The organism is Aerococcus sp. L_32, from assembly GCF_050689315.1.
Map to the genome: position 1 here is coordinate 1 of NZ_JBOEQF010000833.1, position 813 is coordinate 813.

General features: G+C 40.1%; 1 protein-coding gene. It reads right to left on the reverse strand.

What is annotated here, in order from left to right:
• Positions 1-23: 23 nt before the first annotated feature.
• On the reverse strand, positions 24-813 hold a 790-nt coding region (locus tag ACRCJ0_RS16765; RefSeq protein WP_431391290.1), incomplete at its 5' end, for an AI-2E family transporter.

Here is an 813-nt window from a genome sequence, read left to right on the forward strand (position 1 = left end):
AAAGAATTACTAGTCAATAGATTTTATTTAAGATTATTGGTTTCTGTGGTTACTTTGATATTGTCTTGGTCTAAATTGTAATTGATGGTTGCGGATGCCAGTTTGTAGCATAGGGCAAAAATCGGCACTGATAGTAACATTCCGGCTAGGCCGAAGAAGGCACCTGAAACAGTTACTGAGAATAGCACCCAAATGCCTGGTAGACCGACTGACCCACCGACAACTCGTGGGTATATGATATTCCCTTCCACTTGCTGGACTACAATAATGAAAATGATAAACCAAATAGCTTGGACAACATCAACAACAGCGATTAGGAAGAAGCCGACAACCCCACCCATGATGGCCCCGTAGATAGGGACCAAAGCCATTGCACCAGTTAGGACCGAGATCGATAAGGTGAACGGGAAGTTGAAAATGGTCATTCCGATAAAGACGAGTACCAGTAAAATAACGGCTTCAGTTACCTGTCCAGACACATATTGGCCAAAGGTTTGATTGGCTTCAGCGCCTAAGTTGACGGTAAAGTTGGCCCAGTGCTTAGGCATAGTACCGTAAATAATCTTTTTAAATTGTCTGGTTAAGGTTTCCTTTTTAAATAGGATTGACGTACCAAAGATAATGGCTACAAATGCATTAAAGACGCCGTTCACAAGGTTACCAACAAGACTAAAAGTGGTATCCAAAATACCTGATGTAAAAGATTGAACGATTGAGAATAATTGGTCTCTCAATTGATTGGTGTCCACATCCAATTGGTTAACAGTTTCTAGTATTTGCGGATTATCTACAATATACTGATTAATTTTGTTA